The 26,102-nt window shown below is 64.0% G+C and carries 25 protein-coding genes; 10 read left to right on the plus strand and 15 right to left on the minus strand.

Annotation, left to right across the window (positions count from 1 at the left end; genetic code table 11):
* Window positions 1-4: 4 nt before the first annotated feature.
* Window positions 5-655, plus strand: coding sequence for a maleylacetoacetate isomerase (gene maiA / locus BPNPMPFG_RS06850; protein ID WP_258594214.1), 651 nt, complete (start codon window positions 5-7; stop codon window positions 653-655).
* 137 nt (window positions 656-792) lie between these two features.
* Window positions 793-1,833, plus strand: coding sequence for a zinc-dependent alcohol dehydrogenase family protein (locus BPNPMPFG_RS06855; protein WP_258594215.1), 1,041 nt, complete (start codon window positions 793-795; stop codon window positions 1,831-1,833).
* A gap of 30 nt (window positions 1,834-1,863) precedes the next feature.
* Here BPNPMPFG_RS06855 and BPNPMPFG_RS06860 read toward each other — a convergent pair whose 3' ends face one another.
* Window positions 1,864-2,727, minus strand: coding sequence for a DMT family transporter (locus BPNPMPFG_RS06860; protein WP_258594216.1), 864 nt, complete (start codon window positions 2,725-2,727; stop codon window positions 1,864-1,866).
* Between the two features lie 105 nt (window positions 2,728-2,832).
* On the opposite strand from BPNPMPFG_RS06860, the gene BPNPMPFG_RS06865 reads away from it, so the two are divergent.
* Window positions 2,833-4,236: an aminotransferase-like domain-containing protein gene (locus BPNPMPFG_RS06865; RefSeq protein WP_258594217.1), complete on the plus strand. Its 1,404-nt coding sequence runs from the start codon at window positions 2,833-2,835 to the stop codon at window positions 4,234-4,236.
* A 258-nt stretch (window positions 4,237-4,494) separates the two neighbouring features.
* Here BPNPMPFG_RS06865 and BPNPMPFG_RS06870 read toward each other — a convergent pair whose 3' ends face one another.
* The 3 genes from BPNPMPFG_RS06870 to BPNPMPFG_RS06880 all read right to left on the minus strand — a co-directional run bounded on the left by BPNPMPFG_RS06870 (window position 4,495) and on the right by BPNPMPFG_RS06880 (window position 7,020).
* Window positions 4,495-4,992 (minus strand): MaoC family dehydratase, encoded by a 498-nt coding sequence (locus tag BPNPMPFG_RS06870; protein ID WP_258594218.1) that lies wholly within the window; start codon window positions 4,990-4,992, stop codon window positions 4,495-4,497.
* Window positions 4,993-5,185: 193 nt separating this feature from the next.
* The gene (locus BPNPMPFG_RS06875) at window positions 5,186-5,614 is read right to left on the minus strand and encodes a phasin family protein (RefSeq protein WP_258594221.1); all 429 of its coding nucleotides are present in this window, start codon (window positions 5,612-5,614) and stop codon (window positions 5,186-5,188) included.
* Between the two features lie 110 nt (window positions 5,615-5,724).
* Window positions 5,725-7,020 (minus strand): DUF445 domain-containing protein, encoded by a 1,296-nt coding sequence (locus BPNPMPFG_RS06880; protein WP_258594223.1) that lies wholly within the window; start codon window positions 7,018-7,020, stop codon window positions 5,725-5,727.
* Window positions 7,021-7,295: 275 nt separating this feature from the next.
* Between BPNPMPFG_RS06880 and rirA the strand changes: the two genes are divergently transcribed.
* The gene (gene rirA, locus BPNPMPFG_RS06885) at window positions 7,296-7,760 is read left to right on the plus strand and encodes an iron-responsive transcriptional regulator RirA (protein ID WP_258594224.1); all 465 of its coding nucleotides are present in this window, start codon (window positions 7,296-7,298) and stop codon (window positions 7,758-7,760) included.
* A 148-nt stretch (window positions 7,761-7,908) separates the two neighbouring features.
* Here rirA and BPNPMPFG_RS06890 read toward each other — a convergent pair whose 3' ends face one another.
* The 5 genes from BPNPMPFG_RS06890 to hemP all read right to left on the minus strand — a co-directional run bounded on the left by BPNPMPFG_RS06890 (window position 7,909) and on the right by hemP (window position 12,082).
* Complete coding sequence (locus BPNPMPFG_RS06890) at window positions 7,909-8,700, minus strand: heme ABC transporter ATP-binding protein (protein ID WP_258594226.1); 792 nt, start codon at window positions 8,698-8,700, stop codon at window positions 7,909-7,911.
* A gap of 40 nt (window positions 8,701-8,740) precedes the next feature.
* Entirely contained in the window at window positions 8,741-9,844 is a 1,104-nt protein-coding gene (locus BPNPMPFG_RS06895; protein WP_258594227.1) for a FecCD family ABC transporter permease, read from the minus strand.
* A gap of 12 nt (window positions 9,845-9,856) precedes the next feature.
* Complete coding sequence (locus tag BPNPMPFG_RS06900) at window positions 9,857-10,723, minus strand: heme/hemin ABC transporter substrate-binding protein (RefSeq protein ID WP_258594228.1); 867 nt, start codon at window positions 10,721-10,723, stop codon at window positions 9,857-9,859.
* Between the two features lie 71 nt (window positions 10,724-10,794).
* Entirely contained in the window at window positions 10,795-11,856 is a 1,062-nt protein-coding gene (locus BPNPMPFG_RS06905; RefSeq protein WP_258594230.1) for a hemin-degrading factor, read from the minus strand.
* A 19-nt stretch (window positions 11,857-11,875) separates the two neighbouring features.
* Window positions 11,876-12,082 (minus strand): hemin uptake protein HemP, encoded by a 207-nt coding sequence (gene hemP, locus BPNPMPFG_RS06910; RefSeq protein WP_258594231.1) that lies wholly within the window; start codon window positions 12,080-12,082, stop codon window positions 11,876-11,878.
* A 200-nt stretch (window positions 12,083-12,282) separates the two neighbouring features.
* On the opposite strand from hemP, the gene BPNPMPFG_RS06915 reads away from it, so the two are divergent.
* Together BPNPMPFG_RS06915 and BPNPMPFG_RS06920 are read left to right on the plus strand one after the other, a co-directional pair.
* Window positions 12,283-14,454 (plus strand): TonB-dependent hemoglobin/transferrin/lactoferrin family receptor, encoded by a 2,172-nt coding sequence (locus BPNPMPFG_RS06915; RefSeq protein ID WP_258594233.1) that lies wholly within the window; start codon window positions 12,283-12,285, stop codon window positions 14,452-14,454.
* Between the two features lie 5 nt (window positions 14,455-14,459).
* Window positions 14,460-14,903 (plus strand): hypothetical protein, encoded by a 444-nt coding sequence (locus tag BPNPMPFG_RS06920; protein WP_258594234.1) that lies wholly within the window; start codon window positions 14,460-14,462, stop codon window positions 14,901-14,903.
* A gap of 348 nt (window positions 14,904-15,251) precedes the next feature.
* Here the strand turns inward: BPNPMPFG_RS06920 and BPNPMPFG_RS06925 are convergent, their stop codons facing one another.
* Window positions 15,252-15,470 carry a hypothetical protein gene (locus BPNPMPFG_RS06925; protein ID WP_258594235.1) on the minus strand — a complete coding sequence of 73 codons (219 nt, stop codon included), beginning with the start codon at window positions 15,468-15,470 and terminating at the stop codon, window positions 15,252-15,254.
* Window positions 15,471-15,525: 55 nt separating this feature from the next.
* On the opposite strand from BPNPMPFG_RS06925, the gene BPNPMPFG_RS06930 reads away from it, so the two are divergent.
* Both BPNPMPFG_RS06930 and hmuQ read left to right on the plus strand, forming a co-directional pair.
* Entirely contained in the window at window positions 15,526-16,017 is a 492-nt protein-coding gene (locus BPNPMPFG_RS06930; RefSeq protein WP_258594236.1) for an energy transducer TonB family protein, read from the plus strand.
* 65 nt (window positions 16,018-16,082) lie between these two features.
* Complete coding sequence (hmuQ, locus tag BPNPMPFG_RS06935) at window positions 16,083-16,397, plus strand: heme-degrading protein HmuQ (protein WP_258594238.1); 315 nt, start codon at window positions 16,083-16,085, stop codon at window positions 16,395-16,397.
* 7 nt (window positions 16,398-16,404) lie between these two features.
* Here hmuQ and putA read toward each other — a convergent pair whose 3' ends face one another.
* On the minus strand, window positions 16,405-20,013 hold the full coding sequence (gene putA / locus BPNPMPFG_RS06940; protein ID WP_258594239.1) for a bifunctional proline dehydrogenase/L-glutamate gamma-semialdehyde dehydrogenase PutA: 3,609 nt from the start codon (window positions 20,011-20,013) through the stop codon (window positions 16,405-16,407).
* A 162-nt stretch (window positions 20,014-20,175) separates the two neighbouring features.
* Between putA and BPNPMPFG_RS06945 the strand changes: the two genes are divergently transcribed.
* Complete coding sequence (locus BPNPMPFG_RS06945; protein ID WP_027029407.1) at window positions 20,176-20,628, plus strand: Lrp/AsnC family transcriptional regulator; 453 nt, start codon at window positions 20,176-20,178, stop codon at window positions 20,626-20,628.
* 1 nt (window position 20,629) lies between these two features.
* Here the strand turns inward: BPNPMPFG_RS06945 and BPNPMPFG_RS06950 are convergent, their stop codons facing one another.
* Both BPNPMPFG_RS06950 and BPNPMPFG_RS06955 read right to left on the minus strand, forming a co-directional pair.
* Window positions 20,630-21,829: a cytochrome-c peroxidase gene (locus BPNPMPFG_RS06950; RefSeq protein ID WP_258594241.1), complete on the minus strand. Its 1,200-nt coding sequence runs from the start codon at window positions 21,827-21,829 to the stop codon at window positions 20,630-20,632.
* A gap of 7 nt (window positions 21,830-21,836) precedes the next feature.
* Entirely contained in the window at window positions 21,837-22,286 is a 450-nt protein-coding gene (locus BPNPMPFG_RS06955; protein ID WP_258594243.1) for a FixH family protein, read from the minus strand.
* Between the two features lie 151 nt (window positions 22,287-22,437).
* On the opposite strand from BPNPMPFG_RS06955, the gene BPNPMPFG_RS06960 reads away from it, so the two are divergent.
* Window positions 22,438-23,358 (plus strand): sugar kinase, encoded by a 921-nt coding sequence (locus BPNPMPFG_RS06960; RefSeq protein ID WP_258597086.1) that lies wholly within the window; start codon window positions 22,438-22,440, stop codon window positions 23,356-23,358.
* A 167-nt stretch (window positions 23,359-23,525) separates the two neighbouring features.
* Here BPNPMPFG_RS06960 and BPNPMPFG_RS06965 read toward each other — a convergent pair whose 3' ends face one another.
* On the minus strand, window positions 23,526-24,548 hold the full coding sequence (locus BPNPMPFG_RS06965; RefSeq protein WP_258594245.1) for an aldose epimerase family protein: 1,023 nt from the start codon (window positions 24,546-24,548) through the stop codon (window positions 23,526-23,528).
* A gap of 94 nt (window positions 24,549-24,642) precedes the next feature.
* On the minus strand, window positions 24,643-26,100 hold the full coding sequence (locus tag BPNPMPFG_RS06970) for an NAD-dependent succinate-semialdehyde dehydrogenase (protein ID WP_258594246.1): 1,458 nt from the start codon (window positions 26,098-26,100) through the stop codon (window positions 24,643-24,645).
* Between the last annotated feature and the right edge of the window lie 2 nt (window positions 26,101-26,102).

A 26,102-nucleotide genomic window follows, 5' to 3' on the forward strand; every position in this document is an offset into this window, starting at 1 on the left:
ACGCATGAGCGACATCGTCCTGCACAACTACTATCGCTCCTCCACCTCCTATCGGGTGCGCATCGCGCTGGAGATGAAGGGGCTGACCTACGACTATGTCCCGCATCATCTGCGCCATGGCGAGCATCTGGAAGCAGCCTATCTCGCGGTCAATCCGCAGGGGCTAGTGCCGGCGCTGATCCTCGGCGACGGCACGCTCTTGATGCAATCGCTGGCGATCATCGAATTCCTCGACGAGACCCGCCCCGAACCGCCGCTGCTGCCGAAGGATGCTCCTGGCCGGGCGCGGGTCAGGATGCTGGCGCAGATGATCGCCTGCGACATCCATCCCGTGAACAATCTGCGCGTGCTGACCTCGCTGCGCACTCTGTTCGGCGCCGGCGACGAGGACATCGCCAACTGGTTCCGCCACTGGGTGAACGAAGGTTTTCGGCCGCTTGAAAAGATCCTGGCTTCCGCGGCCGAGACCGGAGAATTCTGCCATGGCGACAGGCCGAGCCTGGCCGATATTTGTCTCGCCGCGCAAGTCACCAGCAATGCCCGCTTTGGCGTCGACCTGACGCCCTACCCGACGATCGCGCGCATCAACGCCGCCTGCATGGCGCTGCCGGCCTTCCAGAAGGCGGCCCCCCAGAACCAGATCGATGCCGAGTAAGGCTTCATTCGCCGACTCGTTACGTCAGCACCGAAGCGACCGGCCAACCTGTCTGGCGGAATCGATTTTCGCTTGACCAGACAAGGAATCGGCTATCGTCGCTTTCGATATGCCTGCGTGAAGGGTGGGAGTTGCCAATGAAAGCCGTCGTCTTCGAGAAATTCGGCGAAGCGCCGACGATTCAGACCGTTCCCGATCCGAAACCGGCTGCCGATGGCGTCGTCATCAAGGTCGAGGCGACCGGGCTGTGCCGCAGCGACTGGCATGGCTGGATGGGGCATGACGACGGCATCCGCCTGCCGCATGTGCCGGGCCACGAACTGGCCGGCATCGTGGTTGCCGCCGGCAAGCATGTTACCCGCTGGAAGGCCGGCGAGCGCGTCACCGTGCCGTTCGCCGTCGGCTGCGGCCACTGCTTCGAATGCACCTCGGGCAATCACCAAGTCTGCGAACATCAGACGCAGCCTGGCTTTACCGGCTGGGGTTCCTTCGCCGAATATGTCGCCATCGAACACGCGGACACCAACCTCGTGCGCTTGCCCGACGAGATGGAATTCGCCACCGCCGCCAGCCTCGGCTGCCGCTTCGTCACCTCGTTTCGCGCCATCGTCGACCAGGGCCGGGTGACGCCTGGCGAATGGGTGGCGGTGCATGGCTGCGGCGGCGTTGGCCTGTCGGCGATCATGATCGCCAGCGCCATGGGCGCCAATGTCATCGCCATCGACCTCACCGACGAGAAGCTCGATTTCGCCAAGAAGATCGGCGCCGTCGCCACCATCAATGCGTCGAAGACGCCGAATGTGGTCAAGGCCGTCAAGCAGATCACCAATGGCGGCGCGCACATGTCGATGGACGCGCTCGGCCACCCCACCACCTCGTTCAATTCGATCGCCAATCTGCGCCGGCGCGGCCGCCATGTGCAGGTCGGCCTGATGCTCGGCGACCACGCGAAATCTGCGGTGCCGATGGACAAGGTGATCGCCTTCGAGCTCGAAATCCTCGGCAGCCACGGCATGCAGGCTTATCGCTACCAGGCGATGATGGACATGATCCGCAACGGCAAGCTCAGGCCCGAATTGCTGGTCGGCAAGAAGATCAGCCTCGATGAGGCGCCGGCCGCCTTGATGGCGATGGGCGGCTTCGAGGGCATCGGCATCGGTGTGGTGACGAAATTCTAGAGAGCTACCGCAAGGCCGTCAGAGCCAAACCTACCTTGCAAACTTCTTCGCGCCGAACACGCATAGCACCACGCCGAGCGTGACGACGATCATCAGCGGGCTGACCTGTTCGTGCAGCAGCGTCGCCGCCAACGCGAGGCCGAAGAAGGGCTGAAGAAGCTGCAACTGCCCGACGGCGGCGATGCCGCCTTGCGCAAGGCCGCGATACCAGAAGACGAAGCCGATCAGCATGCTGAACAGCGAGACATAGGCCAGCCCGATCCACGCATTGGAGCCGACGGCGGCGAAGGACGGCGGCAGCGTCGCAAACGTCAGCACCAGCATGATCGGCAACGACAGCACCAGCGCCCAGCAGATCACCTGCCAGCCGCCGAGCTTGCGTGACAGCGCCGCCCCTTCCGCGTAGCCCAAGCCGCAGGCAATGATGGCGGCAAGCATCAAACCATCGCCGACCGGCGACGCGGTCACGCCTTGCATCAGGGCAAAACCGGCGACCAGCGCGCTGCCCGCGCACGAAAACAGCCAGAACACCGGGCGAGGACGTTCACCGCCGCGCAACACGCCGAAGATCGCGGTTGCCAGCGGCAGCAGGCCGACGAAGATGATGGAATGAGCCGAGGTGACATGCTTGAGCGCCAGCGCCGTCAGCAAGGGAAAGCCGACCACCACGCCGAGCGCGACAATGACCAGCGACAGCAAATCCCTGCGCCCGGGCCGCTTCTGACGAAACAAAAGCAGCATCGCCAGACCAAGCAGTCCGGCAATCGCCGCCCGGGCCGACGTCACGAATGTCGGATCGAAATCCATCACGGCGACGCGCGTTGCCGGCAGTGAGCCGCTGAAGATCAGCACGCCAACGAATCCGTTCACCCAGCCGCTCGCCGTCTTGTCCATTCCAGGCTCCATTTCTTTCGCCCTCTATCGACCAGCAGGTATGGTCTGGCTAGAGACAATGGGGTACAATTTCATGAAACTGTAATGGCAAATCGAGCAGTACGGATGACGGTAGCAGCGTTCGAAACCGAAGACACACTCACCCTTGTCGAGACTGTAATGGCGACCATCCGCCAGCGGATTGCCGCGCGCAGCCTGACGCCGGGGGCGCGACTGCCGTCGATCCGCGCCTTCGCCAAATCCATGCAAGTGTCGAAGTCCACCGTGGTCGAAGCCTATGAGCGGCTCGCCGCCGAAGGCGCGATCCGGTCCCGGCCGGGCTCGGGCTTTTATGCCGCCGGATCGCTGGCGCCGCTGTCGCTGGCCGAGATCGGTCCCCGGCTCGACCGCGCCGTCGATCCGCTCTGGATCTCGCGCCAGTCGCTGGAAGCAGGCGACGACACCCTGAAACCCGGCTGCGGCTGGCTGCCGGCCTCATGGATGCCCCAGGCTGGCCTGCGCCGGACGCTGCGCACGGTGGCGCGTGCCGACGACGTCGCGCTCGCCGACTACGGCACACCGCTCGGCCTGCCGCCGCTGCGGCACCTGCTGGCCCGGCGCATGGCCGAGCACGGCATCGAAGCCTCCCCCGAGCAGATCATGCTGACGGAATCGGGCACGCAGGCCATCGACCTGCTTTGCCGTTTCCTGATCGAGCCGGGCGACACGGTGCTGGTCGACGATCCCTGCTATTTCAATTTTCATGCCCTGCTGCGCGCCCACCGGGCCAAGGTCGTCAGCGTTCCCTACACGCCGTCGGGGCCTGATATCGAACTGTTCGCGCAGGCATTGGCCGAGCATCGGCCGCGCCTCTACATCACCAATTCCGCCATCCACAACCCGACCGGCGCGATCCTGTCGCCTGTCACCGCGCACCGGCTGCTCAAGCTCGCCGATCAATCGGATCTGACCATCGTCGAGGACGACATCTTCGCCGATTTCGAACATGCCCCCGCCCCCAGGCTGGCGGCGTTCGATGGCCTGAGCCGGGTCATCCATATCGGCAGCTTTTCCAAAACGCTGTCGGCGTCGGTTCGCTGCGGCTTCATCGCAGCGCCCCGCGACTGGATCGAACCCCTGACCGACCTCAAGATCGCCACGACCTTCGGCGGCGGCAGGCTTGCGGCCGAACTGGTGCTGACTCTGCTGAAGGACGGCAGCTACCGCAAGCACATGGATCTGCTGCGGGCGCGGCTTTCGCTCGCCATGGGCGAGACGGGCGCCCGCCTGAAATCGATCGGCATCACGCCCTGGATCGACCAGCCGTCCGGGCTGTTCCTGTGGTGCAGCCTGCCGGATCGCGTCGATGCGGCCGAAGTCGCCCGCCGCGCTCTGGCCGACGCCGTCGTGCTGGCGCCCGGCAATGCGTTCAGCCTGTCCCAAACGGCCAGCCGCTTCCTGCGCTTCAACGTTGCCCAATGCGCGGACGAGCGGATCTTCAAGGTGCTCGAGGCGGCGATGGCGCATTGATATTGCGTTGTCATCGGTTAGCGAGCCGTACAGACCTCCCGCACGCAGTCGCGCAACCAGCGCTGCGCGAGGATATTCTGAGTTCAGAGGCCGCCGCGCGGGGGATGCAACTCACCTTTCAGACAGCAACGGCGCTGGCCCTGGTCGCACTGCTCTTTGCGCTTCTCTCAGCCCACGCCGCTGGCCGCGCGGTGCCCAATGCTTCGCAAGGCACGACGCCATCAGATGGCGGCCTGAGTAGAATTCCCAAATAGGCTCTCAGGCCCCTGCCCGCTTGCGGCGCTCATAGAGCATGACCAATGTTTCAGCCGTCAAAGCAGGCTTTTCCTCGCCTTCGATCTCGACCGTATTGGCCGCTTTCATCAGATACTGGCCGGGGCCTCTGTCCTCCATGGACAGCAGCGTGGAGCGCAGCCTGATGCGCGCGCCGACCTTGACCGGTGCCAGGAAACGCACCTTGTCGAAGCCATAGTTGAAGGCAGCCTGGGTGTTTTCCGGCACGATGCCCATGCCGAGCGCCAGCGCGCCGATGATCGACAGCGTCAGGTAGCCGTGCGCGATCGTGGTGCGGAACGGGCTTTGCCGTCGCGCCCTCTCGGGATCGACATGGATCCATTGATGGTCGCCGGTGCATTCGGCGAACTGGTCGATACGATTCTGGTCGACCGTCGTCCACTCCGACACACCAAGCTCCTGCCCAGCCATCGTCCTCAACTGCTCGTAGGTCGGCGGCGTCTTAGGCCGTATTTCAGTCATTCCTGGTTTCCCGATCGCTTCCAACGCCTCCGGACCACGAACTGGCGGCCCCTGTCAATTCGCCCTGTGCGAATCCGTTCCGCCGATTTTGGCCGCAATGGTGCCATGCGGCCCGGCGCAGTGGCAGGTCAAATCGGGATTTCTTGGCTTTCAGGGCTGACGGCGGCAACAAAGCCACCTTGGCCGCAGGCCGCTACTTCTTGTCGTAGCCGGCGCGGATTTCCTCCATCGCCTCCTTGATGCGCGTGCGCAGGATGTCGACCGATTCGGTGCCGGATTTCTTGACCAATTCAGCCACTTCGCTGGCATTCTTCAACGCCGCCTCGAAGGATTTTCTGGCGAACTCTGTTTGTTTGCTCATCAATTCCTGCGGGTTGCCCGGCGCCCTGTAGCTTTGCGCCATGTCGGTGACCTCGCGCAGCGTGTCCTGCAGCATCTCGCGTTGCCTGGACAACAGCGAGGACGCGCCGGCGGCACTGGCGCGCGCCGATTTCTCCAGCGCCTCGAGGTTCTTGCGGTGATGCGCGAGAATCGTCTCGATATCGACGTTAGGCACTTTCAGGTCGCGGCCGAACTTGCCGAACATGTCCATGAAGGAATCGGAATCCGGTTGCTTGGCCATGCTGGTCTTCTCCCCTGTCGCCGCCGATTGGGCTCCCGGACGAGAGAATAGCACCGAAGTGCTGCGTGTCCATTCGAACGCAGTGGAATCGGCCCAGGCCCGAACGGACGTCAGCCGACGAGGAACAGCCGCTCGGCGACATAGAGCACGATGCCGGCAAGCCCACCGATGATCATGCCGTTGAAGCGGATGTATTGCAGGTCCCTGCCGATGTTCATCTCGATCAGCCGCGTCAGCTGTGCAAGGTCCCAGCGCTTGACCTGGTCGGCGATGAATTTCGACACGCCGCTCTTCTGGCTCTCCACGAACGAAGCGAGCGCCACCACGAAGCCCTGGTTCATGTCGGCCCTGATATGCGCATCGCCGGCAAGATGCCGGCCGACCTCGACGAGCATGTTGGCGAGATGCGCGCGGATGATCGATTCAGGCGCCTTGGTATCTTGCTCGATGAACTGGCTGAGGCTTGCCCACATGTCGCCGGCCAATCCCCTGACCTCCGGCCGGGCGAGGAAATCGCGCTTCAGCTTCTCGGCGCGTTTGGCATATTGCTTCGATGTCCTGAGCTTCTCGATGAAGGCCTGCGCGAAACGGTCGAATTCGGCGCGCATCGGGTGGTCGGGATCGGCCCGCACCTCGTCGAGCAGCGAGCCGGCCGAGGCAACGATCTTCTTCAGGAGATAAGCGTCGGCACGAAACAGGTTGAACAGCGACGGCAGTTCCTCGCGGATCTTCTCGCGCATCGTCGCCAGCGCCTGTTCGTCGTTGAGGAACCGGCCGATCACCTTGGTGAATTCGTCGAACAGTTTCTGGTGGCGACGGTCGTCGGTGAGCGCCGACAGCAGCTCAGCGGCCAGCGGCGCCAGCGGCACCTTTTCGATCTGCTCGAGCATGCGGCTGGTGACGAAGCCACGCAGGCCGGATTGCTCGACGGCGGCGAGCGTCTGCGGCACCAGCCGCACGACGAAGCGCGACAGGCCGGCGGCGCGTTCGGCATCGGCAAGCCAGTCGGCGACGAGCGCCGAAAAATCGACCTCGGCAAGCTTTTCACGCACCGGTTCCGGGGCGAGGAAGTTGACCTCGATGAAGCGGCCGAGATTGTCGGCAATACGGCTCTGGTTCTCGGGAATGATGGCTGTGTGCGGGATCGGCAGCCCCAGCGGCCGCCTGAACAGCGCCACCACCGCGTACCAGTCGGCCAGGCCGCCGATGGTCGCGGCCTCGGCAAAGGCGGCGACGAAACCGAGCCACGGATAGGCGTGCTCGAATGACTTGGCGAGCCCAAACACCACCACGCAAAGCGCCAGCGCTGCCGTGGCGGCAAACTTTGTCCGCCGCAACGCGGAAAGCTTGGCATGCGCATCGGTATCGAAACGGACAGGCGCCAGGGGCGGAGCCGATTGTGACATGGATGAGCCGCTCCTCGTCAATCTCGGGCCTATTTAGTGTTTCATCAGCCGATTTGCCCGTGACAGTCGATTTTGCCTCACATCCTGCCGCTGCGCACATAAAGTTGAGCAGAATATTCATCTATCATGGGCAGCTAGTCTGGAATTGTTCCAAGGTATAGGCCATATTCCGCCCAGGCCAATGTGGCGAATCCGAAATTCCGGATCAAAGCCGCATCAGCAAAAAATTCCAGATCTGGCGTGGTTGCACCGCACCAGCGCCTTGTGAGGACAAAATGCGGCTTACGCGCCAGACCAACTATGCCATGCGCATACTGATGTATTGCGCGGCGAACGATGACCGATTGAGCCGCATCCCCGAGATCGCCGCCGCCTATTCGGTGTCGGAGCTGTTCCTGTTCAAGATCCTGCAGCCGCTGGTCGAACATGGCCTTGTCCAGACCGTGCGCGGCAGGAATGGCGGCGTCAAGCTTGGCCGGACGGCCGAAGCCATCAGCCTGTTCGATGTCGTGCGTGTGACGGAAGAGAGCTTCGCCATGGCCGAATGCTTCGAGAACGATGCCGCCGAATGCCCGCTGGTCGACAGCTGTGCGCTGAATTCGGCGTTGCGCGAGGCGTTGAACGCGTTCTTCGCCGTCCTCGCCCGCTACACGATCGCCGACCTGGTCGCGGCGCGGCCAAACGTGCGCAACCTGCTCGGCATCGACATGCTGGTGGAGCGCCGCGCCCCGGCTGCCTGAACCAGAGCACATCGACCAGGTCTGTTGAGATTCAGGTCAGGCCGAGTCGAGAATGGTGGTTCCGAGAACCGGAACGGAGCGTACGTTTGGGTACGTGAGTACCGGGAGCGCAGGATACCGTCATTCGCAGGCCGGCCTCACCTGAATATCAACTGACCGACGATTGCGGCAACACGAACGGCACGTTGCCGGCCGGCAGCACGCCGACCCTGAGCCGGCAGTCGAACACTTTTTCGATCAGATCGTCGCTCAGCACATCCTGCGGCGACCCGGTGGCGGCGAGCCTGCCGCCATGCATGACAAAGATCCGGTCGGCAAACATGGCCGTCAGGTTGAGGTCGTGCAGGATGGCGACCACGCCGCCGCCCCTTCTGGTGAAGTCGCGGGCGATGTTCATGATGATCAGCTGGTGCTTGATGTCGAGGCTGGAAACCGGCTCATCGAGGAACAGATAGCGCGGCTTGCCGTCGAGCACCGGCGCCCAGACCTGGCACAGCACGCGCGCAAGCTGGACGCGCTGTTGCTCGCCGCCCGAAAGCTCCTGGTAGAAACGCCCGGCAAAACCGTCGAGATCGACGCGCGCCAGCGCCCGTTCCGGCAGCCGCATGTCCTCGCCCGGCAGGACACCCGAACGGCCGCCGACAAGGCCGAGCTTGACCACCTCTCGCACCGTGAACGGGAACGACAGCGCCGTCGCTTGCGGCAGCACCGCTCGCTGGGCGGCAATCTCGACCGGCTTCATCGCCGAGAGATCGCGGCCGTTGAGGGCGACATGCCCGGTGTAAGCAAGCTCTCCCGATAGCGCTTTGAGGAAGGTCGTCTTGCCGGAGCCGTTGGGGCCGACGATGGCCGCCACTTCGCCTGGCCGCGCGGCGAAATCGACACCGGTAACGATGCGTGTGCCGGCGATCGCCACGGAAACATCCCTTGCTTCGATCATCCAAGCCTCACAGGTTCCAAATCTTACAAATCCCCAAATCTTACAAATCAGCCACGCCGCGCTTGCGCAGCAGGATCCACAGGAAGAACGGCGCGCCGGCGATCGCGGTGACGATGCCGATCGGCAATTCGGCCGGCGCCACGATGGTGCGCGCGACGGCGTCAGCCAAGAGCAGCAGCGACGCACCGAGCAGCGCCGACGCCGGCAACAGATAGCGATTGTCCGGCCCAATCAGCAGGCGCAGCAAATGCGGCACGACAATGCCGACGAAGCCGATGCCGCCGCTGACGGCGACAGAGGCACCGACCGCCGCCGAGACGCCGACGATGGCCGTGTATTTCAGCCGTTGCACCGGTATGCCGAGATGACCGGCGGTCGCCTCGCCCAACGCCAGCGCGTTGAGGCCGCGCGCCAGGAACGGCATCGCCGCCAGCGCCAGCACGATGATTGGTCCGACCGAAGCGATCTTCGCCCAGGTCGCGCCGCCGAGCGAGCCGAGTTGCCAAAAAGTCAGGTCGCGCAACTGGCGGTCGTCGGCCATGAAGATGAGGATGCCGGTCAGCGCCATGGCGAGCGCCGTCAGCGCGATGCCGGCGAGCAGCATGGTGGCGACCGAGGTTTGCCCCCGTCGCGTGGCGACCTGATAGAGCACCAGCGTCGTGGCGAGCCCGCCGCAGAAGGCCGCCAGCGGCAGCGCGAGCGTGCCGAGCATGGCCGTCACCGGCGCCAGCACCGTGGCGCCGAGCACGATGACGGCAACCGCGCCAAGGCTGGAGCCGGCCGAAACGCCGATCAGGCCGGGGTCGGCGAGCGGATTGCGGAACAGCCCCTGCATGACCGCGCCGGAGACCGCAAGTGCGGCCCCAACCAGCATGCCGAGGACGACGCGCGGCAGTCGGATGTCGTGGACGATCAGGCTGTCGCGGGCGCTCAGCGCGGCGTCGGCCGGCACGGTGCCGAACAGCCAACCGCTGATGACGTTGACGGCCGACGCGTCCGATGCTCCTGACGTGAGCGACAGCAGCACGGCAATGACGAGCCCCAGGCACAGCAGCAGGATAACGATACGGGCGCGGCCCGAGCGATCGCCTTCGGATGCACCCGCCATCGCCTTCACCGGTCCGGCGATCGATTGATCGACCATGATCTGCCCCGCTCAGTCCGTGACCTGCCCGCCATAGAGCGAGACGGCGAGGTCGTGGATGGCGTCGGCCGTGCGCGGCCCGAAGCCGAGCAGATAGGCACCATCGATGCGGATCAGCTTGCGTGCGGCACCCGCCGGCGTCGAGGCGATCGAAGGGTTGGAGAACAGTTCGTCGTCCGATACCGGGGGACCGGCATTGCTCATCATCAGGATCACGTCCGGCCTGGCGGTGACGATCGCCTCGTCGGACATTTGCTTGTAGCCGGAAAAACCTTCCGCGGCATTGACCCCGCCCGCCAGCTTGACCATGCCGTCGGCGGCGGTCTCGCTGCCGGCGGCCAGGATCTTGCCGCCCTGTATCGACAGCACGAACAGGATGCGCCTGCGCTCCTTGATAGAGGCCGTCTTCTGTTCGGCGGCCGTGAGCTTGGCATCGAGTTCCTTGGCCAGCACTTCGGCCTTGGCGTCGACTCCGAGAGCCTTGCCAACGATGCGGACCTTTTCCAGGATGCCTTCGTGGCTATAGTGCTCGGGCACTTCGATGAAGGGAATGCTCGTCTTCTTCAGCACATCGACGGCTTCCCTGGGACCGCTGCCGTGCAGTGCCAGGATACCGGTCGGATTGACCGACAGGACGCCCTCCGGCGACAACTGGCGCATGTAGCCGACATCGGGCAGCTTAAGCGCTTCTTTTGGGTAGCGGCTGGTGGAATCGCGAGCCACCAGACGCTTCTCCTCGCCGAGCGCATAGACGATCTCGGTGATCGAACCGCCAATGGCCGCGATCTTCGAGGGATCGGCAAAGACGGTCGCGCCCTCCGCGGCGTTGCCGGGTTGCAAGGCGACAAAGGCCAGGGAAAGACCGAGCGCCGGCCCCATTGCTGATCTTAGAATGGGCGCCAGCCTGAGAACAGGCGCCATTCTTGAGAAGGAAACCATTTCTATCGTCCTCAGGCTGCGGTCGGGCTTGGGATGCGCGGCAGGTTCTCCGCCAGGAATCGCCAGTCGTCGCGCTCGCTCTCGCCTTCATGGCGCTTGCCGAAGAACTGGATGATCATCTTGCCATCGGCGTCATAGACCTCGAGCGAGGTGACATGACCGTCCTTGGTCGGCTTGCGCACGGCCCAGACCTCGTGGATGTGGTCGGTCCGCAAATGCAGATGGAAGGTCTCGTCCAGCACGTTGATCCATGGTCCCATCGGCTTGATGGATTTGATCGGGCCGGAATGGATCTGGATGCAGCCGCGATTGCCGACAAAGCACATGATCGGCATTTCGCCCTCGGCGGCATGATGGAACATGGCACGGACGGCATCATTGTCGAGCAGCCAGGCATAGTCCTGGCCGACCATGCGCACCGCCTGCCGGCGGCTGAGCTTCAGCGTTTTCAGCATGCCGAAGAACTGGTGCACGTCGGTCAGCCGGCTCCAGCGGTCGCGCAGATCGTCGAGATTGGCGATCGCTTCCGCATCCTGGACCTCGTCGTCGGAGATCGGTCCTGAAATGTCGACCGAAGGCTCCTGATTCGACGATTCGAGCGCGGCAACCAGCTTTTGGTAGGCGTAAAGGCTGGAGGCCGGCCGCAGATGCACCTTGTGCACCGCCTCGCCGGCTGCGTCGAAGAACTGCAGGCTGCGGCGGATGTCGTCGCCATCGCGCTTTTCCACGGCAAAGCCGTGCGCCCAGACTTTCGGGAAGATGCGCAGGTCGATGTTTTCGCCGAGCACCATGGCATTGTGGTTGCCGGTGACGACCTTGTCATAGACGCCGATCTTTTCGTGTACGGCGCTTTCATTGCGGGTCAGCGCCATGACTTCGCCGACGGCTTCGAGGCCGGTCAAAAGATCGTTGACGCGCGGCTCGATGCGAACGACGCCGTCGCCGCAATGCGCGGCGACCAGCTCGGCTTCCGAAATGCCAAGTTGGCTAGCCAGATCACGCTCGCGCGTCTTCGGATTTTCCGTCCGTGCCCGCCGGATTTCATGCGGGGCGGGTTTTACGCGCTGGTCCATGTGTCTCGTCCCTACTGCCTTACTTGTTGAGAATGAGCTTGCCCTGACGGGTGATTTTCAGCCGGTAGAGCGCGCCATGATGCTCGATGCCGATCTCGTGCTCACCCTGGAACAGGGTGTTGCTGGAGAGAGTGCGTACCGCCAGCGGAACCCGGTCGAAGCGGGTGGAGGCATCGTCGGAACGGCGGACGCGATAGCGAAAATCGTTGGGATTGTGCGTGTTCATCTGGATCGATCCCTTTCCTGTGCCGGGCGTCTGGCTAGGCGTTACGTGAGTGCCGATTCATTTCTTGACTTGGATAGTCATGTTTATTAGTCAGTGCAATACCGGATTAAATGAGTCAACATTTAAGACACCGGATACGATCAAAAATGCCAGCAAGCCCAGGCCAGCCAGCATGAAACCTGGATTTTTGGAGTTGGGGCATGGGGTTATTGGTTTGGAATCAACGCGGCTGGTCCGCGGCGAACGGTGCGGCGGCTTTGCTGGCAAGTGTGGCGGCAATCGCCCTCCTCACGCCACTCGCCAACGCCCAGCAGGCAACGCAGCAGACGGATCAATCGAAGACCGGGCAGGAAAACGCCCCGGCGGGCGCGACGTTGCTCGACAAGATTCTCGTTATCAGCCGCACCGGTGAGACGGCGATCGAGTCGCTGGCATCGGCCAGCCATGTCGATCAGGAACAACTCGACCGCCGCATGGCGACGACACCCAACGAGATGCTGCTCGGCGTGCCCGGCGTCACGACACAAGCTGATGCCAGGCACGTCAGCTCCAGCATCAACATCCGTGGCCTGCAGGATTTCGGCCGTGTCGCGGTCATCGTCGACGGCGCGCGTCAGGATTTTCAGCGCTCCGACCACGGCACGCAGTCGACTTTCTACATCGACCCCGAAGTCGTCAAATCCGTCGACGTGATCCGTGGTCCCGTCGCCAACACCTATGGCTCGGGCGCCATTGGCGGCGTCGTCTTCTTCGACACCAAGGACGCCGAGGACTTCCTCAAGCCGAACGAGACATGGGCTGGTTCCGTCACCGGGCGCTATGAGAGCAACGGCAAGGGCTGGACCACCAGCGCATCCGGCGCCTACCGCTTCAACGAGAACTGGGACGCGCTCGGCAACATCGTCTACCGCAACTATGACGACTACAAGGACGGCGGTGGGGACGTCGTCAAGGGCACCGGCTTCGACGTGCTCAGCGGCCTCCTCAAGACCACCATCCGGCCGACCGACAACAGCGAGCTGAAGCTCGGCTGGGTCGGCTCGAGCGACGGTTGGGACGAGATCAGCGGCGGCGCGCCGGTCAACGACGTCGACCTGAAGTCGAACACCTTCACCGCCCGCTACAACATCACGGACGAAGACAAGAGCTGGCTCGATCTCCACATCAACACCTCCTACAACAAGACCAACCTCGATCTGACCAGCCTTGTCGCTCAGAGGCGATTCGACCCTGTCACGGGCCTTCCGATTGTTTTGCCGGCGGGATCGCAATCGACGTTCGACGTCGGCACCACCGGTATCGACATCTGGAACACGTCACGCTTCGAAACCGGCGGGATCGCGCATGAACTGACCTATGGCGGCGACTGGGTCGGCGACAACGTCAAGACGGGCGGCGCAGCCGGCGGCGACAGTTTCTATACGCCTTCGGGCAAGCGCAACGTGTCCGGCGGCTATGTCCAGGACAAGCTCACCTGGGAGTGGCTCGAAGTCATCGCCGGGCTGCGCTACGACAATTACAGCCTCAAGGATGACACCCACAACACGTCTGGCGATCGGCTGTCGCCGCGAGTCACTGTCGGCGTCTCGCCCTTCGAAAGCGCAGGCCTTGCCGGCCTGCAATTCTACGGCACCTATGCGGAAGGCTACCGGTCGCCCTCGCTGACGGAGACGCTGATCAGCGGCAACCATCCGGCGGGCGTTTCTTTCCCGTTCCTGCCCAACCCCAATCTGCGGCCTGAAACCGGCAAGACGACGGAGTTCGGCATCAACTACAAGCAGAACGATATTCTCGAATCCGGCGATGCACTCCGCATCAAGGCGGCCTATTTCAACAACGATGTCGACGACTACATCGAAGGCGTGACGTTGTCGCCGTTCAACCCGACCAGCGGTTGCCCTTTTGGTCCCGGCATCCCGATCTGCTTCCAGTACCAGAATTTCGCCAAGGCCAAGATCAATGGCTTCGAGCTGGAAGGCGTCTACGACGCCGGCTGGGGCTATGCCGGCCTCTCCGCTTCGATCACCAATGGCCACACCATTTCCTACAAGAGTGTGGAAGCGGACCTCGCCACCATCCCGTCCTCACAGGTCACGGCCCAGCTCGGTCTGCGCTTCCTCGAGGACAAGCTCACCGTCGGCGGCGAGGTGCAGTACAATGGCAAGCCGAAGGGCAATGCGGTGGCCAAGAACTATACGCTGGTCAACGCCTTTGCCAGCTATCAGGCGACCGACAATCTGAAGGTCGATTTCCGCGCCGACAATCTGTTCGATGTCAAATACGCCAACCCGTTGAACGGCAGCACGACGGTTGCCGTCCATGAACCGGGCATAACGCTGAAACTGGCCGCGACGATGCGTTTTGGGGGCTGACGACAATGACGAGCTTGATGACATCGCTTCGTCTGCTGACCTCGACGGTGGCGATGTCGCTTGCGATGGTTCCGGCGTGGGCTGAGCAGTCCGCGCCGGTCCCCGCCCTGACCCTCGAACTCAATGGCGCGCAAGCCTCCGACAAGGGCTGCCGCCTGACCTTCGTGGTCAACAACACTCTCGGCGCCGACCTCTCCAAGGCGGCGTTCGAGATCGCCTTGTTCAACGAAGCCGGTGTCGTCGACCGGCTGACCGTACTCGACTTCAAGGAATTGCCGGCCGGTAAGACCAAGGTGACGCGGTTCGACCTGGCCGGCACCGATTGCGCCAAGGTCAGCCGTGTGCTGATCAACAGCGCGACGGAATGCGCGGGTGCGGGCGTCGAGCCGAATGCCTGCATGCGCAAGCTGAAGACGGACACCAAGACCGGTATCGCTTTCGGCGTCTGAGGTGGGACTGCATCCTGCATTCACGCGAAACCCGGCGGCTTGGCCCTTGGCCGGCTGTCATGTGTTGTCGTTCGGACCAAACGATCTTGATTTGACAATTCTGCGCGGGTCGCTGCAGGTCTCGCGGCGAGACATGCAGGAAATCAACCCTCTCCCCAACGCCGGCGCCGAGCTGGCGATAACGCCAACCGAGCCGCTTGCGCAACCACGGCCGTCGGTCTGGAATCGCAAATGGACGGCGGCGATCGTCGTCTCCTGCCTGCTCCATGCCGCGGTCGCGGCGGCTTTTCTGATCTCGCCCTCGGGGACATTCGATTCCCAGGATGCCATGCAGTCGGAAGGCAGCGATCAGTCGGGCACCAACGTTGTCGGCAGCGCGTTGGATCGTGATCCGGCGGCAATAAATGTTGCGCTGGTGCCGAACCCGCAACCGACCAAGCCAGAGCCGGCAAAGGCGGCCAGGCCGACGCCGCCAACGCAGCCTTCCCAGCCCGCGCCGGAAGCGACGAAGCCGCCCCCGAAGCCTTTGCCGGAACCTGTCAAACAGCCTGCGGTGACGCCGGACATATTGGTGGCTAGCGCCCCACGCTCCGATGGCCAGAGCGTGGCGCCGAAGGCTGAAATGCCGGCACAGCCGACCGTTCAGGCTGAGAGCGCCGAGGCGCCTGTCGCCGTTCCAGAGCAGCCGCCGATTCCCAGCGTCAGGCCAACTCCGGCAGCCGCGCCGGCAACTGCAAGCGAAGCATTTGAGAAGCGCGGCACGGCGGATGGCCACGAAATTAAGGCGGCAATTGCCAGCAAAGGCAGAAAGCAGACTGATGCCGGCAATGCGGCTGCGTCTCGCTACAGCGGCGAGGTGGCAAGCAAGTTGGCTCGCGCCAACCGCCGCATTTCGAAAACAGCGCAAACGAAGGCTCGCAATAACGCATTGGTCGCATTCGAGGTGCTGGCCAACGGCAACATCGGTGACCTGCAACTTGCCAGGAGTTCAGGCTCTCCGGAGCTCGATCGATTCGCCTTGGACCTTGTACGCCAACAGGCCCCTTTTCCTCCCATCCCCCCTGAGACCGGCCTGTTAAGCTGGCGGTTCAAAGCACCGGTCGGTCCATTCTGAGCGCCCGGCGCGCTGTAAAACCCAAGCGCCAACAATCACAGTTCATCAACATTGAAAGGAACCCGATGTACATCGCCATGAACCGCTTCAAGGTGCAGAACGGCTCGGAAGCCGATTTCGAAGCCGTCTGGAAGAACCGCGATTCCAGTCTTGCGGAGATGAAGGGCTTTCGGGAATTCCATCTGCTGCGCGGCCCGGTCAACGAGACCGAAGGCTACACGCTGTTTGCGTCGCACACGGTGTGGGCGAGCCATGACGATTTTGTCGCCTGGACCAGGTCCGAGAATTTTCGCGCCGCCCACAGGAATGTCGGCACGACAAAGGTTCACTACCTGGGCCACCCGCAGTTCGAGGGCTTTTCCGTCGTCGAAGGCGCGTAAACCAAGCTCAAGCCCCGGCCAGCAGGCTGGCATTGCCGCCCGCCGCTGTGGTGTCGACGCAGACGGCGCGCTCATGCGCATAGGCCGCCGGGTTCAGCACCTCGCTGACCAGCAGCACGATCGGGCCGGAGCGGTCGGCGATGACCTTGCGCACGATGCGCACGGCCTCGGGCGTGCCGGAAAAGGCGACCACGTCGACGCGCAGCGAGCGCGCTTCGACCGGATCAGGCCGGCCATCTATGGCTGCCAGCGGCAGGCCCTTGCCGGTCAGCGCCGAGAGCGCAGCCGGTGCGCCCGGCGCAACCGCCAGCACCGCATTGCCGGCGGCGAGTGCCTGGATCGCCTGGGCAAGCAGCGTGTCGGCGTCGGGGCCGAGGCACAGCACCCGTCCGCGCGGTGACAGCGACAGCGTGTTGGCTTCCCCGGTCGGCCCGGGCAAATCGACCTGGCCGAAATCGATGCCGGCGGCGGCACCAATGGCCGCCGCACCCTTGCCGCGCAGATGCTTCCTCAGGATGGCGACGCGGTCAGGCCGCGTCGACCAGCCGCCCAGCGTTGGATCGGGCAGATTGTCGGCAAGCTCGGTCGCCGTCACCTTGTGGCCATCGGCGAGGTGCGTGCCTGCCTCCGGCCCCTTGCGGAAGCGGCGGAGGTAGTGCGGGCCGCCGGCCTTTGGCCCGGTGCCTGACAGGCCTTCGCCGCCAAACGGCTGCGAGCCGACGACGGCACCGATCTGGTTGCGGTTGACATAGATGTTGCCGGCATGGATGCCGTCGACGAAATGCTGCACGCGGCCCTCGATGCGGGTGTGCAAGCCAAAAGTCAGGCCGTAGCCCTTGCGGTTGATGGCCGCGATCACCGCGTCGATCCCGTCGGCATCGAACGTCGCGACATGCAGCACCGGCCCGAACACCTCGCGATCCATCTCCTCGATGCCCTTGACCCGGAAGACGTGCGGCGCGACGAAGCGGCCATCCCTGGGCGCCTCGAGCTTGGCGATCAGCCGGCCCTGCAGCCCCATCTTCGTGCAGTACTCTCGGATCGAAGTCTGCGCCTCGTCGTCGATGACCGGGCCGACATCGGTCGAAATCCGCCAGGGATCGCCGATGCTGAGCGCCTCCATGGCGCCCTTCAGCATCTCCAGCATCTTCTTCTCGACGTCTTTCTGCACATAGAGCACGCGCAGCGCCGAGCAGCGCTGGCCGGCACTCTGGAAGGCCGAGGCCAGGATGTCGCGCACCGCCTGCTCGGGCAGCGCTGTCGAATCGACGATCATAGCATTCAACCCGCCGGTCTCGGCGATCAGCATGGCGTCGGGCGCGGCGGTCTCGGCCAGTTGCTTCTCGATCAGCTTGGCGACCTCGGTCGAACCGGTGAAGCAGACGCCGGCAATGCGCGGGTCTGCGGTCAGCGGCGCGCCGACCGATGGACCGTCGCCGGGCAAAAGCTGGATGACATCTTCCGGCACGCCGGCCTCGCGCAGCAGTTCGACGGCGCGGAAGGCGATCAGCGGCGTCTGCTCGGCCGGCTTGGCGATCACCGAATTGCCGGTGACGAGCGCCGCGGCGATCTGGCCGGTGAAAATGGCGAGCGGGAAATTCCACGGCGAAATGCAGACGATGGCGCCGCGCGCTTGCGTGCCCGTTTCCGCATTGGCCGCCTCGGCCGCGTAGTAACGCAGGAAGTCGACCGCCTCGCGAACTTCTGCAACCCCGTCGGCCAGCGATTTGCCAGCCTCACGGGTGGCCAGCGCGAAGAACTCGACGGCATTCGCCTCATAGAGATCGGCGGCGCGGTTGAGGATGGCGGCGCGCTCTGCGACGGGACGTTTTGCCCACGCCGGCTGCGCCTCCGCCGCGATGCGCACCGCGGTCGTTACCTGCTTGGCGGTGGCTTCGCTGACCGTGCCGACCACTTCGGACGGCTTCGCCGGATTGGCCACCGGGCGCTGCTTGCCATAGCCGGCGGCCCGCGTGATCGGCTTGGCATGCCAGCGGTCGGGGCCTGCAAACGCCGCCTTGGCCTTGTCGATCGCCGCCAGCGTCACCGTGTCGGTGATGTCAAAACCCTTGGAGTTGCGGCGCCCAGTGCCGAAGATCTGGGATGGCCGGACAATCGCCGGATTGGCGGCGGGGCCCTGATCCTCGACCGTTTCGAGCGGATCGCGGGCGATGTCCTCCGGCTCGACCTCCTCGTCGGTCAGCTGATGCACGAAGGAAGAATTGGCGCCGTTCTCCAGCAGCCGGCGGACCAGATAGGCTAGCAGATCGGAATGCGCGCCGACCGGCGCATAGATGCGGCAGCGCGTGCCCTCGGCCTTGCGCACCGTTTCGTGCAGCGCCTCACCCATGCCATGCAGGCGCTGGAACTCGAAAGAATCGCGATTCTCGGCCATCGACAGAATGGCGGCGACGGTGTGGGCGTTGTGGGTGGCGAATTGCGGATAGATGCGGTCGGTCATCGACAGCAGCTTCTTCGCGCAAGCCATGTAGGAGACGTCGGTGTTGGCCTTGCGGGTGAAGACGGGATAGCCGGTAAGTCCAAGCACCTGCGCCCGTTTGATCTCGGTGTCCCAATAAGCGCCCTTGACCAGCCGCACCATGATGGTGCGGTCGTATTTCTTGGCAATCGCATAGAGCCAGTCGATGGCAAAGGCGGCGCGCGGGCCGTAGGCCTGGACGACGACGCCAAAGCCGTTCCAGCCGGCGAGCTCCGGCTCGGCCAGCACCCGCTCGATGACGTCGAGCGACAGGTCGAGGCGGTCGGCCTCCTCGGCGTCGATGTTGAGACCCATACGCGAATGCCGTGCTGCCAGTGCCAGCGATAGCAGGCGCTCGGACATGACAGGCAGCATCTCGTCCTTCTGCGCCACCTCGTAGCGCGGATGCAGCGCCGACAGCTTGACCGAAATGCCGTGGTTCTGGCGGATGTCCGGGCCGTTGGAACCGGCATCGAGCGAGGAAATGGCGTCAGCATAGGCCTTGTGATAGCGCAGCGCATCGGCCTCGGTGCGAGCCGCCTCGCCCAGCATGTCGAAGGAATAGAGATAACCCTTCTGCGTCATCGGCCGGCCGCGCTTGACGGCCTCGGCGATGGTGCGGCCAAGCACGAACTGCTCGCCCATCTCGCGCATGGCGGCGGCCACCGCCTTGCGGATGACCGGTTCGCCCAGCCGGCGCACCATCGAGCGCAGCGTGCCTTCGATGCCGCCCTCGCCTTCATCGAGAACGCGGCCGGTCAGCATCAGCGCCCAGGTCGAGGCGTTGACGAAGATGGAGCTCGAACCGCCCGAATGCGCCGACCAGTCGTGCGGCGCGATCTTGTCAGCGATGAGATCGTCCATGGTCTCGGTGTCGGGCACGCGCAGCAATGCCTCGGCCAGGCACATCAGCGCCACACCTTCCTTGGTGGAGAGACCGTAGGCTGAGAGGAAGACCTCCATCAGCCTCGGATCGGAGGAGCCGCGCACCGCCCTCACCAGATCGGCGGCGCGGGCCGAGATCGCCTTGCGGTCTTTCGCGGAAAGCCCCGTCGCCTCGGTCAGTCGTTTCACCGCCTCGTCTTCGTCGGGCAGGTAGTTGGCACGGATCTGCTGGCGAATGGTATCGAGCGGCATGGTGGTCCTGCGGAGCGAGCATCAGGAAGCGGGCCGGCGGTCACCGGACCGAATGGCGCAAGCTAGCACAGGTACGGATTTCAGTCGGTCCAAAGAAATCGACATGATGGAACGTTCGATCTATCATAGCGGCCCAATACAGGCATATGGACTGCTCTTTCGATGACAGAAGACCAATTGGACCGCATCGACCGAAACATCCTGTCGGCGCTGGCAAGCGATGGCCGGCTTTCCATGTCCGAACTGGCGGCAAAGGTCGGCCTGTCGAAGACGCCGGTGCAGGCGCGGGTGAAGCGACTGGAGAAGGACGGCTACATCAGGGGCTACCAGGCGATCATCGATCGCGAGCGCATGGGCGAAGGCCATGTAGCCTTCGTCCAGGTCAAATTGTCCGACACCCGTTCCGCCGCGCTCGATGCCTTCAACCGGTCCGTGCAGGCCGTGCCGGAGATCGAGCAGTGCCACATGATGGCGTCGAGCTTCGATTATCTGCTGAAGGTCCGCACCCGGGACATCGCCGCCTATCGCCGCGTGCTGGGCGAGCGCATCTCGGCCCTGCCCCACGTCGCCCAGACCTCGACCTTCGTGGCGATGGAAACGGTGAAGGACAGGTAATTTACTCCGCCAGAGTCTTCAAAAATGCCACCAGTGCCGCACGTTCGCGGTCCGACAACTCCAACGGGTGAATTTCGGATGTCCCCTCCACGCTCGGCGCAGCCTTGGCGTAATGCGCCACCACCTCGTCGAGCGATGAAAACTGTCCGGCATGCATATAGGGCGGCCGCGTGGCGGCGCCGCGCAATGACGGCGTCTTATAGGCGCGAATGAGCTGCGGCCCATCCTTGACCATGAAACGCAGTTCGCCGCAGGCGCTGACATTGCCGTCGCGAAAATCGCCCATGCAGTTGAACGGGTCGGCCTCGACCTGCGCCACGGCATCGATACGGCCGCGATCCGGCGGCAGATCCGAGACGGGCGGCACGCCGGTGTTGTGAAAACTGTTGTCGGTGAAGCGCGGGCCGTCATGACAGGTCACGCAATTGGCCTTGCCGATGAACAGTTTCAGCCCGAGGATTTCCTCTTGGGAAAAGACCGCATTGCCTTTCGGCTCGGCGCCGGTGACCAAGTCCAGCGCAAAGCGGTCGAAGCGCGTCGGCGCCGGCTCGATCGACCGTTCGAAGGCGGCGATCGCCTTGCCGACATTGGCAAAGACGCCGTTGATCGCGTGGCGCTGCGCGCCGCTCATCGCGTTCCACGCGGCCTTCTCGGCGTCGGTGCCAAGCGGGCTCGCATTCGACGGCATGCCGGAAAAATCGGGCAATGGCCCGAAGATGCGCTCATAACGTTCGCCGAAGCGCGCCTTGATGTAATGCGCGTAGGCGGCGCGGTTTCCCGCCTGCTCCAGCGGGTTTTCGAGCGGGGTCAGCGCTTGCGCCCAAAGACTGTCACGGCGGCCGTCCCAGAAGAACCAGGGATCGCGCGCCACACCCGCCAGTGGCATGGTGCGCCGGTTGGTGCGGCCGACGCCCACCGCTTGCGGCAGGTCGTCCTGGAATTGCCGGTCGATCTTGTGGCAGGTCGAGCAGGAGACCGTGCCGTCGCGGCTCATCCCCAGATCGAAGAACAGCGTCGAACCAAGGGCGGCAGCGGCCGGCACGTCGGCAAAGCGGTTGGTGGTATCGGGCTTCAGCGACGGCAGCGCCGACAGCGCCAGCGAGGCGATGGTCTTCTTCTCGTCGTCGGAAAAATCCGGCTTGCCGCAGCCGGCAAGGATGAAGACCACCATCAGCGCCAGAAAAAGCGAAAGGCGCCTCATTGGTTGCTCACAGCACCACGTTGAAAAGCACCGTGTCGGAGCCGGCGCCGGCCGAAATGGCGAAATGCAGCTGCCACCAGCCGCTCATGGTGAATTTCACCCCTTCGATCCGATAGCGCCCGTCGCCGAGATAGTCGGTCGCCTGCGGGCTGGTCGGCAGGCCGTGATTGTGCTGCGGCATGCCGCCGGAGATCGTGATCGCGGCCCCTTCCACCGAAGCTCCTGTCTTTGTCTTCAGCGTCAGCAGCCAGGATTCCAGTTCGCCTTGCCGCACAACGCCCCGCTCCGGTGCGAAGCTGGCCACGAACAATCCGTTGTCGGTGTTCTTCGTCCGCGAGACGTCCGGGCCGGCAGGCTGCGACGATCGCGGCGCCGTCAGATAGACGACGGCGAGAATGCCGGCCAGCAAGGCAGCCAGACCAAGACCCGCCAGAAGATAACGCCATAACGATGCCAAACCGGTTCCTCTTCTACAGACAACGTTTTGCCGGACGGATCGCGTCCCGCCAGCCTGTGGGAAAACGCTGTGGCGTAAAAAACCCTGCTTGCCAAGCATGGCGCTGCCGATGGCAAAAAGCTACATCACCGGGATCACTGGAGGATTGCAGATGGCAGGAAACGGCGTCGCCTCGATCGGCGAATGCATGCTCGAACTGTCGGGCCAGACCGGCCCGAACTGGCGCATGGGCTTTGCCGGCGACACGTTCAACACGCTGTGGGCGCTGCATGCGTTGAGCGGCGACCGGCCGGCAACTTATGTCTCGGCCTTCGGCGATGATCCCTTCTCGCAAGGCCAGATCGGCTTCCTCGCCGAAAACGGCATCGGCATCGGTTCCAGCCCGATCATAGCGGGAACGCGGCCCGGTCTTTATGCCATCACGCTGACCGGCGCCGAGCGCTCCTTCACCTACTGGCGCGGCGACGCCGCCGCCCGGCAGCTCGCCTCCGATCCGGCGGCGTTGTCGAAAAACCTGGAAAATCAGTCGCTTGTCTATTTCAGCGGAATCACTTTGGCAATTCTGGAAGATGCCGCGCGCGCTACGTTGCTGACAGCCGTGGCCAAGGCACGGGCGGCGGGCTCGACTGTCGCCTTCGATCCCAACTACCGGCCGCGGCTCTGGCGCAAGCGCGGGGATGCGCAATCGGCGATCACCGAAGCACTTGCCGTCACCGACATCGCCTTGCCGACCTTCCCCGACGAACAGATGCTGTTCGGCGACGCGACGCCGCAAGCGACCGCGGAGCGGCTCGGGCAACTGGTCGCCGAGGTGGTCGTCAAGAATGGCGAGCAGCCGGCGCTGATCGCCGAAAACGGAACATCGCACGATGTGCCGGCGATCCATGTCGCAGAACCCGTCGACACGACCGGCGCCGGCGATTCCTTCAATGGCGCCTATCTGGCCGCGCGCCTTGCGGGCCACGCTCCGGCGGATGCCGTATTGCGCGCGCACCGCGTCGCCGCCGCCGTGGTGCAGGTGCGCGGCGCGCTGGCGCCGTTCGAGATTCTACGAACCGCGTTCGACGGCTAAGGTCTGTTGAGATTCAGGTCAGGCCGAGCCGGAGTCGAAGACGGGCGCGAAGCGACCAAACAAGGTGGGTTCCGAGAACCGGAGCGGAGCGTACTTTTCGTACGTGAGCAGCGGAAGCGCAGGAAGCCGCCATTTGCAGGCCGGCCTCACCTGAATATCAGCAGACCTTAAGGCAACCGGAAGCGATATTCCGTCACATGATGGTAGATCGCGCCCGGCCACAGCGTCGCCTGCGGGAAATACGGTCGGTTCGGCGCATCCGGCCATATCTGCGGCTCCAGGCAGAAGCCGCAGAAGGCCTTGTAATCTCGCCCTTCCAACCCCTTGCGCGGCGTCACGTACTGGCCGGTGTAGAGCTGGACGCCGGGCTCCGTGGTCCACATCTCCATCTCGACACCGGAACTCGCCCCTTGCGTCCACGACGCCTGCTTGAGCGGCCCGCGCGTCGGAGCGAGGCAGAAATTCTGGTCGTAGGGCAGCTGGTCGCCTTCGGTTTCCATGCGCAGCGGCCGCGCCTGGCGGAAATCGAAGGGCGTGCCGTCAACCGGCTTGACCACGCCGGTCGGGATCATGTCGCCATCGACCGGCAGGTAGGCGCCGGCATTCAGCATCATCCTGTGGTCGAGAATGTCGCCGGCGCCGCCATCATCGAGGTTGAAATAGGAATGCTGGGTGAGATTGCACAGCGTCGGCTCCTCGCAGGTCGCGGTCAGTTCGACGCTGAGCGCACCGGGGATCTTCAGCCGGTAGGTGCAGGTGACGTCGAGCGCGCCGGGAAAGCCCATCGTCCCGTCGGGGTCGTGCAGCGTCAGCGTGACGAAATCCCTGCCATGCAAGGAGACCGTCCACGGCCGGTGGGAATAGCCTTGCGAGCCGCCATGCAGCGTGTGCTTGTCGAGGAAGTTGCGCTCGGTCTGGTAGCGCTGGCCGGCGACGGTGAAGCGGCCGTCGCGAATGCGGTTGGCATAACGACCGACGACCGCGCCGAAGAAGGCGGTGTCGGTCTCGTATGGTTCAAACCTGTCATAGCCGAGCACCAGCGGTGCATCATGCCCGGTCAGGCGCAGATCCTGGATGATCGCGCCGAGCCCGAGAATGTTGGCGGTGAGACCACCGCCCCTGATCGTGAAGCGACGCACCGGCTCGCCTGCCTGCGTCGTACCGAAAACCTCACCGTCCTTCATCGCCATGCCCGCAAACGCCAGTTGATCCAGAGGATTTCGGCTGGTTTTCTCCATCCGAGGCAGGCAGGTCACAGGCCTGCCTGCCTTGGGGATAGGGTTATCAAAAGCCGAGGCCGCCGATGCAGACATATTTGGTATCGAGGTAATCCTCGATGCCCTGATGTCCGCCTTCCTTGCCGAGGCCGGATTCCTTGACGCCGCCAAACGGCGCCTCCGGCGTGGTGATGAGGCCTTCATTGACGCCGACCATGCCATATTTCAGCCCTTCCATGACGCGGAAGGCGCGGCCGAGATCGCCGGTGTAGAAATAGCAGGCAAGGCCGAATTCGGTGTCGTTGGCGAGCGCGACGGCCTCTTCTTCGGTCTCGAACTTGAACACCGGTGCGACCGGGCCAAAGATCTCTTCCTTCATGAAGCGCATCTTGGGGGTTGCGTTGGCGATGACCGTCGGCTGGAAGAACGAACCGCCGAGCGCGTGGCGCTTGCCGCCGGCAACGATCTTGCCGCCCTTTGAGGTGGCGTCGGCGATCAGTTCCTCGACCTTCTCGACCGCCTTTTCGTCGATCAGCGGCCCCTGCTGCACGCCGTCCTCGAGGCCGGAACCGACCTTCAGGCCGTTGCTGGCGGCGGCGAGCTTCTCGACGAACTTGTCATAGACGCCGGACTGAACCAGGAAGCGGTTGGTGCAGACGCAGGTCTGGCCGGAGTTGCGGTATTTGGCGGTGATGGCGCCGGCGACGGCACGTTCAAGGTCGGCGTCGTCGAAGACGATGAACGGCGCGTTGCCGCCAAGTTCCATCGACACCTTCTTGACGGTGACGGACGACTTCTGGATGAGAAGTTTGCCGACCTCGGTCGATCCTGTGAAGGTGATCTTCGACACCAGCGGATTGGCGCAGATCTCGTCGCCGATCTCGCTAGCCGAACCGGTCAGGATGTTGATGACGCCCTTGGGGAAGCCGACTTCCTCGGCCAGCGCGCCCCAGGCCAGACCCGAATACGGCGTCTGCGACGCTGGCTTGACCACCGCAGTGCAGCCGGCGGCGAGCGCCGGTCCGAGCTTGCGGGCCAGCATCGAGGACGGGAAATTCCACGGCGTGATGGCGGCGATGACGCCGACCGGTTCCTTGGTCACCAGGATGCGGCGATCGGCCCATGGCGAGGGCACCACGTCGCCATAGGTGCGGCGACCTTCCTCGGCGAACCACAGGATATAGGACGCGGCCGAGCCGATCTCGCCCTTCGATTCGAACAGCGACTTGCCCTGCTCGATGGTCAGCAGCTCGGCCAGCACATCCTGGTTGTCCATCATCGCATCGTGCAGCTTGCGCAGCAGCTTCGAGCGCTCGAGCGCCGTCGTCTTGCGCCAGGTCTTGAATGCTTTTTCGGCGGCTTCGATGGCGCGGCGCGTCTCGGCCTTGCCCGACTTCGGCACGGTGCCGATTTTGAGGCCGGTGGCCGGATTGTTGACGTCGACCGTCTGGCCGCTGTCGGCCTGCACCCATTCGCCGTTGATGAGATTGGCCTGCCGCATGAAATGGCTGGTTTTCTGAAGCATGG

It is taken from the genome of Mesorhizobium sp. AR07, from assembly GCF_024746815.1.
Classification (GTDB): domain Bacteria; phylum Pseudomonadota; class Alphaproteobacteria; order Rhizobiales; family Rhizobiaceae; genus Mesorhizobium.